The following is a 7,418-nucleotide window of genomic DNA, read 5'->3' as shown; positions in this document are numbered from 1 at the left end:
GCCGCGTCGGCGACGTCGCGGGCCGCCTGCACGGCATCGGCCCAGCCCGCGTCCTCACCAGCACCCCACCATCCGGGTCGCCTGCGCCGTCCGGTGAGCACGACCGCCACATGGACCGGCTGGTCGGGCACCGCCGCCTCCAGCTCGGCGAGCTCGGTCGCGTCCGGCCGGACCGCCACGGAGGGGTCAGGAGCCGCGGTCTGTCCTTCGTGGGCCAGCACGACCTGACCCACGTGATAGAGCGCCACGTCCCGGAACCCGCGCGAGAGGTTGCGGTGCAGGATGTCCAGCAGCCCGGGCAGCAGCGACGTCGCGAGCTGGTGACGCTCCGACTCCAGGGGATTGAGCACGCTCAGGGCGTTCCGGCGCACGTCGTCGGCCGACAGGCCCAGCTCGTCCCAGATCGACGGGGCCACGAACGGGAACGGGAGCACCTCGACGTAGCCGGACTCGGCCAGCGTGCGCGACACTGCGCGCCGCCGACGCTGCGCGCTCGTCAGACCGCGCCCGGCGGGAGCCGACGGCAGCACCGACGGGATGTGGTCGTAGCCCTCCAGCCGCAGGACTTCCTCGACCAGGTCGGCGGGCTGGGCGAGATCACCGCGCCAGCTCGGCGGCACGGCGGTGACCAGCGCGGTGCCGTCGTCGCCGGTACCGAGCGAAACCTTGCAGCCGACCTGGGTCAACCTGCGCACCGTTGCCCCGCGGTCGAAGTGCACCCCGGCGACCCGGTCGGGCAGGTTGATCGGCATCGTGATCGACCGGGCTGGTTCGACGGCCCCCACGTCCGTGCGGCCGGGCCGGATGCCGCCATCGCCGTACCGGCGCAGCAGGCGGGCGGCCGACTCGACCGCCGCCGCGCACAGCTCCGGGTCGGTGTAGCGCTCGAAGCGCTTGGCCGCCTCGGAGAACAGTTTGTGCCGTCGCGCTGTCCTGCTGATCGAAGACGGGTCCCAGTGGGCGGCCTCCAACAACACGTCGGTGCTGTCGGTGCGGATCTCGGTGCCCGCACCGCCCATCGTGCCCGCCAGCGAGATGACGCCACTGTCGTCGGCGATCACCACGTCGTCCGGGTCGAGCTCCCGTTCGACGTCGTCGAGCGTGGTCAGCGTCTCGCCCCGCTCCGCGCGTCGCACCACGAGGTCGCCCTTGATCGCGCCCGTGTCGAAGGCGTGCAGCGGATGGCCGAGTTCGAGCATCACGTAGTTGGTGACGTCGACCGCGAGCGAGATCGGCCGCATTCCCGCCAGGAGCAGGCGCCGCTGGATCCACCACGGCGTGGGCGCGCCCGCGTCCAGCCCGGTCACGCGCCGCAGGACGAACCGGCGGCACCCGTCCAGGTCGTCGATGCGCACGGGCCACGCCTCGCCCTCCGCGCCGGGCAGGTCCCCCTGCGCCGGATCGACGAACGGGACGTCGAAGGCGCTCGCGAGCTCACGTGCCAAGCCACGCACCGACAGCGCGTGGCCGAGGTCGGGAGTGGCGGTCAGCTCGAGCACGGTGTCGTCCAGGTCGAGCACCGTGCGGGCGTCGTCGCCCGGATCGGCCGTGCCGGAGGGCAGCACGAGAATGCCACTGTGGTCCTCGCCGATGCCCAGCTCGCGCGCCGAGCAGATCATGCCCTCGCTCACACGGCCGTAGGTCTCGCGCGCGGTGATGGTGAAGTCGCCGGGCAGCACGGCACCGGGCAGGGCCACGACGACGAGGTCGCCCTCGGTGAAGTTCGTCGCACCGCAGATGATGCCGTTGGTGGGCGGGCGGGTGACCGCGATCCCGTCCCCGGCACCGACCTGGGCGTCCGGGACGCCGTCGGCCTCCTCGGAGTCGCCCCCGGGAACACCGGCGTCGGCGGCCACACCGTCGACGTCACCCCCGACGTCGACGCGGCAGTAGCGGATGGGCTTCTTGAACTCCGTGAGTTCCTCGACGGCGGCGACCCGGCCGATGACCAGCGGTCCGGTGACCCTGCCGACCCGCTGGACGTCCTCGACCTCGATCCCCAGCCGGACGAAGGCGTCGGCGAACTGCTCCGGCGTGACGTCCGGCCCGAGTTCGAGGTGCTCAGTGAGCCAACTGACGGGGACTCGCATTCACGCCTCCGTTTCCTGTGGGACACCCACACCCGGTCGGCGCCCATGACGCGCCACACGATCCTGCGCCATTCACGCCTCCGTTCCGAAGGGGAGGGTGAAGCGCACGTCCCCCTCCACCATGTCGCGCATGTCCGGAATGCCGTTGCGGAACTGCAGGGTCCGTTCGAGGCCCATGCCGAACGCGAAGCCGGAGTAGACGTCCGGATCGACACCGCAGGCGCGCAGCACGTTCGGGTTGACCATGCCGCAACCACCCCATTCGACCCAGCCCGGGCCGCCCCGCTTCTCGGGGAACCACACGTCGACCTCCGCCGACGGCTCGGTGAACGGGAAGAAGTGCGGACGGAAGCGCGTGCCCGATTCCTCGCCGAACACGGCCCGGGCGAACGCGTCGAGCGTGCCGCGCAGGTGCGCCATCGTCAGGCCCTTGTCCACGGCCAGCCCTTCGACCTGGTGGAACACGGGCGTGTGCGTGGAATCGAGTTCGTCGGTGCGGAAGGTGCGGCCCGGGCACACGACGTAGACGGGCAGATCGCGGTGCAGCAGCGCGCGCGCCTGCACCGGCGAGGTGTGGGTACGCAGCACCAGGTTCGACCCCTCCGGCGCGACGTAGAAGGTGTCGGCCGTCTGCCGTGCGGGGTGGTCCTTGCCGAAGTTCAACGCGTCGAAGTTGAACCACTCGGCCTCCAACTCGGGACCCTCGGCCACCTCGTAGCCCATGCCCACGAACACGTCGGCCACGCGCTCGGCGATCGTCGTGATCGGGTGCCGGGCACCGCGCGGAACGCGGTCCCACGGCAGTGTCACGTCGACAGCTTCCTCGCGTAGGACACGCTCGTCGCGTTCGGCCCGCAACCGCGCGAGCCGCTCGTCGAAGGCCGCCTGCACCTCCTGCCGTGCCTGGTTCACGCGTTTGCCCGCGTCCGCCTTGTCCTGTTTGGGCAGCGCGCCGATGGCGCGGCGTGCCAGGGACAGCGGCGACTGATCGCCGACGTGCGCGGGTTTGACGGCGGCCAGCTCGTCGAGGTCCCCGGCGGCGGCGAACGCCTCCTTGGCACGCTCGACGGCGGCGGCGATCGACTCGGGGGCGAGCCGGTCGGCCGACCCTGGCTCCTGCTCTTCCACGGCTTCGGACATAACTCCTCGAACGTCCGCTTCACGGGGCGGGCGTGCTGCACACGGGCGTGAGCGCACGTCAGCGATGCACGCGGGCGATTCTATGCGAGGGCGCGGACACCGCCCCCGGTCACCCTCCGTCAGGAGGGTCGTCGCAACGCGCGCGCGTACAGACACACCGCGGCGGCGGTGGCCAGGTTGAGGCTCTCCGCCCGGCCGTACAGCGGAACACGCACGGCCGCGTCGGCCGCCGCGAGCACGTCGTCGGGCAGGCCGTGCGCCTCGTTGCCGAACAACCACGCCGTCGGCGCGTCGAGACCTTCCGCCGTGCGGAGATCGTGCTCGGCGTAGCCGTGCGCGGCCACGGTACGCAGGCCCGCGCGGGCACACCCGGCCACGACGGCCGCGGTGTCGCGCTCCCGTGCGACGGGAAGGTGGAACAGGCTCCCTGTGGAGGCGCGCACGCATTTGCCGTTGTGCACGTCCACACCGTCCCCGGCCAGGATCACGGCGTCCGCGCCCGCGGCGTCGGCCACGCGGAGCACGGTGCCCGCGTTGCCCGGGTCGGCGATGCCGACGAGCACGGCCACCAGACCGGGCGCGCCCGCCAGCGCGGTGTCCAGGTCCACGGTCACGGTGTCGCACACCGCCACAAGACCCTGCGGTGTCACGGTCTCGGACAGCAGTTCGGCGGCGCGGCGGTCGATCAGCGACACCGACGGCGCGTGCTCGAGCAGCGCGGTGTGCCGCCGCGCGGCGTCCTCGGTGGCGAACACCTCGTGCACGCGGCCGTACTGCAGCGCCTCCCGCACGGCCTGGGCTCCCTCGACGAGGAACCGGCCCGCCTCGGCACGACCCGAGCGCGTCGTCAACCGCCGAGCGGCGACGACCCGGGGCGTCCTGTGCGTGAACAGGCCGTCCCCGGGTCGGTGTCGCTCGGCGTTCAGGCCGACTTCTTCGCGTCGGCGGGCAGGTTCTCCTTCGCCACGGCCGCGAGCGAGGCGAAGGCGTCGGCGTCGTTGACCGCGAGCTCGGCGAGGATCTTGCGGTCGACCTCCACACCGGCGGCCTTGAGGCCCTGCACGAACCGGTTGTAGGTCAGGTCGTTCTGGCGGGCCGCCGCGTTGATCCGGGTGATCCAGAGCTGCCGGAAATCACCCTTGCGGGCCCGACGGTCGCGGTAGGCGTAGGTGAGCGAGTGGAGATTCTGCTCCTTGGCCTTGCGGTACAGCCGCGAACGCTGGCCGCGGTAGCCGCTGGCCTGCTCGAGAGTTGCGCGGCGCTTCTTCTGGGCGTTGACCGCCCGCTTGACGCGTGCCACGGGTCCATCCTGTCGTCTCGGGGGGCGCGGCCGGGGCGCCCCGGTGGGTTACGGCGGAGTGGGCTGCTCAGCGGCCGAGGAGCCGCTTGACACGGCGCACGTCGGGCGCCGCGAGCTCGGTGGTTCCCTCGAGCCTGCGGGTGACCCTGCTCGACTTCTTCTCGAGCAGGTGCCTGCGGCCGGCCTTCTCGCGCCGGATCTTGCCGCTGCCCGTCACGCGGACGCGCTTCGACATCCCGCTGTGGGACTTGTTCTTCGGCATTCTTCCCTCTTTCAGGACGGCGGCACACCGTCGACCGGTGTGCCGCTGCGTTGTCGGCGGCCACGGGACCGCGACCACGGGCCGGGCCGGTATACCCCACCCGCATCAGGCGCCCCGCCACCGTCCGAGGACGGGGCGCACCGTCACGACTCGGCTCGGCGAAGGACTCGGCTGCCGACTCGCGGGCCACGACTCGGCAGCCGGAGCGGGCTGCCGCCGCCCGGTCGTGGCGGCCGGGCTCTCACGACTCGGCGCTGCCCGAGTCCTTCGTCGCCTTCGACTTCGCCTTCGCGTTCTTGTGCGGCGCCAGCACCATGATCATGTTGCGGCCGTCCTGCTTCGGCGACGACTCGATGAAGCCCAGCTCGGACACGTCGTCGGCGAGCCGCTGCAGCAACCGGAAACCCAGTTCCGGCCTGGACTGCTCACGCCCGCGGAACATGATGGTCACCTTGACCTTGTTGCCCGCCTCGAGGAAGCGGGACACGTGCCCCTTCTTCGTCTCGTAATCGTGCGGGTCGATCTTGGGCCGCAGCTTCTGTTCCTTGATGACGGTGAGCTGCTGGTTGCGGCGGGACTCACGGGCCTTCTGAGCACTCTCGTACTTGTACTTGCCGTAGTCCATGAGCTTCGCCACCGGCGGGCGTGCCTGCGGGGCCACCTCGACCAGGTCGAGGTCGGCCTCCTGGGCGAGCCGCAGCGCGTCCTCGATCCGGACGATGCCGACCTGCTCACCGTTCGGTCCCACGAGGCGAACCTCGGGGACACGGATGCGCTCGTTGATGCGCGTCTCGGAGCTGATGGGGCCTCCTTGGTCCAAGTGTCGGTTGTCGTGCCTGCTCGACCTGGTGCCCACATACCACGGGCCCCGGCACCGGTACCTGTGCTACCCGTGTGCGGGGCCCTCAATCCGATCGGCATCCGGAGACACCGGATGCTCCGCGACCGTCGGCGGCGGTGCCGCCCGCGCATCGCGTGACCGGACCCGGACGCCTGTGACGGCGACTCGGGTGGGAGCGGGGCTCCACTTGCGGCCCCCGATCGCTCGGGAGCTGGTCGCACGTGGAATCGTACCAGACGTGCACGACGATCCCTTCAACGCTCCTGGAACCGGCGATGTTCCCCCCGATTCGCGGGAACTGCGCGACATCCCGAGTGTCGAGGTCATCAGCAGGGCTGCGCTCATGCTGCTGTCGGCGGGCGCCGAGCGGCTCGGCCTCGCCGACGACGACCCGGACGCCAGCCCACACCGTGACCTCGACGAGGCACGCAGGCTCATCACGGCTCTCGCGGGGCTCGTGACGGCCTCCGGCGAGTACCTCGGCCTGCACGCGGGTCCCCTGCGCGACGGCTTGCAATCCCTGCAGAAGGCGTTCCGCGAGGCCTCCACCGTGCCCGACCCGCCGGGTCAGGGACCCGGCGAGAAGTACACCGGCCCGGTGCACTGACGGCGCCATGACCTCCGGCGCTGCCCGCGTCGGGCGTGGCGTCGTCCGGGCACGCCGGGTCGTCAGCCCGGCACCGCGAGCGCGTCGATCTCGACGAGCAGTCCCGCGGGCAGGCCGACGTAGACGGTGGTGCGGGCCGGGTAGGGCGACACCACCACGTCGTTGTAGACGGCGTTGAACTCGGCGAAGTCGTCGGGAGTGGTGAGATAGGCACGCATCATCACCACGTCGCCGAGGCCGGCCCCGCCCGCCTGTAGGACCGCGCGCAGGTTCGCGAACACCTGCCGGGTCTGTTCCGCGACGCCGCCCGGTGCCACCTCACCGGTGGCCGGGTCGATCCCCACCTGCCCGGCCACCTGCAGGATCGGCCCCTTACGGACGGCCTGCGAGTAGGCCGCCACCGGCGCCGGTGCCGCCTCGGTGTGCACGGCGTACCTGTCCATTCCCGGACCCCTTCCCTCGTCGGCGTGTCGCGGCGCGGGTGCGCGCGACCGTCATCCTGCCGGATCGGCTCTCACAGGCAGGTAGCGGACCTCCGGCCTCCCGACGGTGCCGTAGTGCGGGCTGCGCCGCGCGAGGCCGCTGTCGGCCAGGTACTCCAGATAGCGGCGAGCCGTCACGCGCGAGACCCCGGTCGCCGACGCCGCCGCCGAGGCGGACAGGCCGTCGGTGGCCTCGGCGAGTGCGGTACTGATCGCGTCGAGCGTCGCCGCGCTCATGCCCTTCGGCAGGCTGCCGTGATCCGGTGTGCGCAGGGTCGCGAACATCCGGTCCAGGTCGGCCTGACCCCGCACCTCCCCTGACGGGTCACCCGCTCCGCGAAGCGGGCATAGCGGGCGAGCTTGTCCCTGAGCACGGCGAAGGTGAACGGTTTGAGCAGGTACTGCACCACACCGGCCGACACGGCCTCCCGGACCACGGCCAGGTCGCGTGCCGAGGTCACCCTGATCCATGCCGGTGACGACACTCGACGACCTGGTCGGCGAGGGCGGTCTCGGGTCGGCGCGTGCTCGTGCGCGCCGACCTCAACGTCCCGCTGGACGGAGAAGAGATCACCGACGACGGCCGTGTGCGTGCCGCGCTGCCCACCATCGAGCGCCTCGCCCGTGCGGGCGCACGCGTCGTCGTGGCGGCGCACCTGGGCAGGCCGAAGGGCGCACCGGAGGAGAAGTACTCGC

Annotated in this window: 8 protein-coding genes and 2 pseudogenes; 2 read left to right on the top strand and 8 right to left on the bottom strand. The window is 71.8% G+C overall.

Translation table 11 applies throughout. From position 1 onward, the window contains the following. The 6 genes from pheT to infC form a co-directional block, all read right to left on the bottom strand. Positions 1-2,090: phenylalanine--tRNA ligase subunit beta (gene pheT, locus SACSA_RS0109615; protein WP_019815416.1), on the bottom strand; the 2,090-nt coding region annotated here is incomplete at its 3' end. A gap of 72 nt (positions 2,091-2,162) precedes the next feature. Further along, positions 2,163-3,230 (bottom strand): phenylalanine--tRNA ligase subunit alpha, encoded by a 1,068-nt coding sequence (gene pheS / locus SACSA_RS0109610; RefSeq protein ID WP_019815414.1) that lies wholly within the window; start codon positions 3,228-3,230, stop codon positions 2,163-2,165. Positions 3,231-3,349: 119 nt separating this feature from the next. Continuing rightward, positions 3,350-4,123, bottom strand: a complete 774-nt coding sequence (locus tag SACSA_RS0109605; RefSeq protein WP_028661726.1) for a TrmH family RNA methyltransferase — start codon at positions 4,121-4,123, stop codon at positions 3,350-3,352. A 29-nt stretch (positions 4,124-4,152) separates the two neighbouring features. Further along, a complete protein-coding gene (gene rplT, locus SACSA_RS0109600; protein ID WP_019815410.1) occupies positions 4,153-4,530 on the bottom strand; it encodes a 50S ribosomal protein L20 in 378 nt (125 codons plus the stop codon). A gap of 67 nt (positions 4,531-4,597) precedes the next feature. Further along, a complete protein-coding gene (gene rpmI / locus SACSA_RS0109595) occupies positions 4,598-4,792 on the bottom strand; it encodes a 50S ribosomal protein L35 (RefSeq protein ID WP_019815408.1) in 195 nt (64 codons plus the stop codon). Between the two features lie 241 nt (positions 4,793-5,033). Next, a complete protein-coding gene (infC, locus tag SACSA_RS0109590; RefSeq protein ID WP_019815406.1) occupies positions 5,034-5,612 on the bottom strand; it encodes a translation initiation factor IF-3 in 579 nt (192 codons plus the stop codon). A 259-nt stretch (positions 5,613-5,871) separates the two neighbouring features. Between infC and SACSA_RS0109585 the strand changes: the two genes are divergently transcribed. After that, positions 5,872-6,240 (top strand): DUF1844 domain-containing protein, encoded by a 369-nt coding sequence (locus tag SACSA_RS0109585; protein ID WP_019815404.1) that lies wholly within the window; start codon positions 5,872-5,874, stop codon positions 6,238-6,240. A 62-nt stretch (positions 6,241-6,302) separates the two neighbouring features. Here SACSA_RS0109585 and SACSA_RS0109580 read toward each other — a convergent pair whose 3' ends face one another. Together SACSA_RS0109580 and SACSA_RS0109575 are read right to left on the bottom strand one after the other, a co-directional pair. After that, on the bottom strand, positions 6,303-6,683 hold the full coding sequence (locus tag SACSA_RS0109580; RefSeq protein WP_019815402.1) for a Rid family detoxifying hydrolase: 381 nt from the start codon (positions 6,681-6,683) through the stop codon (positions 6,303-6,305). Between the two features lie 51 nt (positions 6,684-6,734). Next, a pseudogene (locus SACSA_RS0109575) lies at positions 6,735-7,189 on the bottom strand (helix-turn-helix domain-containing protein); the annotation flags it as partial. Positions 7,190-7,197: 8 nt separating this feature from the next. Between SACSA_RS0109575 and pgk the strand changes: the two are divergent. Then, positions 7,198-7,418, top strand: a pseudogene (gene pgk, locus SACSA_RS24580) (phosphoglycerate kinase); the annotation flags it as partial.

Source organism: Saccharomonospora saliphila YIM 90502, assembly GCF_000383795.1.
Classification (GTDB): domain Bacteria; phylum Actinomycetota; class Actinomycetes; order Mycobacteriales; family Pseudonocardiaceae; genus Saccharomonospora; species Saccharomonospora saliphila.
Note: the sequence above shows the minus strand (reverse complement) of the source record. Positions and strands in the feature narration are given on the sequence as shown.

Coding starts and splice junctions, on each gene's coding strand:
- rpmI (WP_019815408.1), bottom strand. CDS start 4,792: ATGCCGAAGAACAAGTCCCACAGCGGGATGTCGAAGCGCGTCCGCGTG.
- SACSA_RS0109580 (WP_019815402.1), bottom strand. CDS start 6,683: ATGGACAGGTACGCCGTGCACACCGAGGCGGCACCGGCGCCGGTGGCG.
- pheS (WP_019815414.1), bottom strand. CDS start 3,230: ATGTCCGAAGCCGTGGAAGAGCAGGAGCCAGGGTCGGCCGACCGGCTC.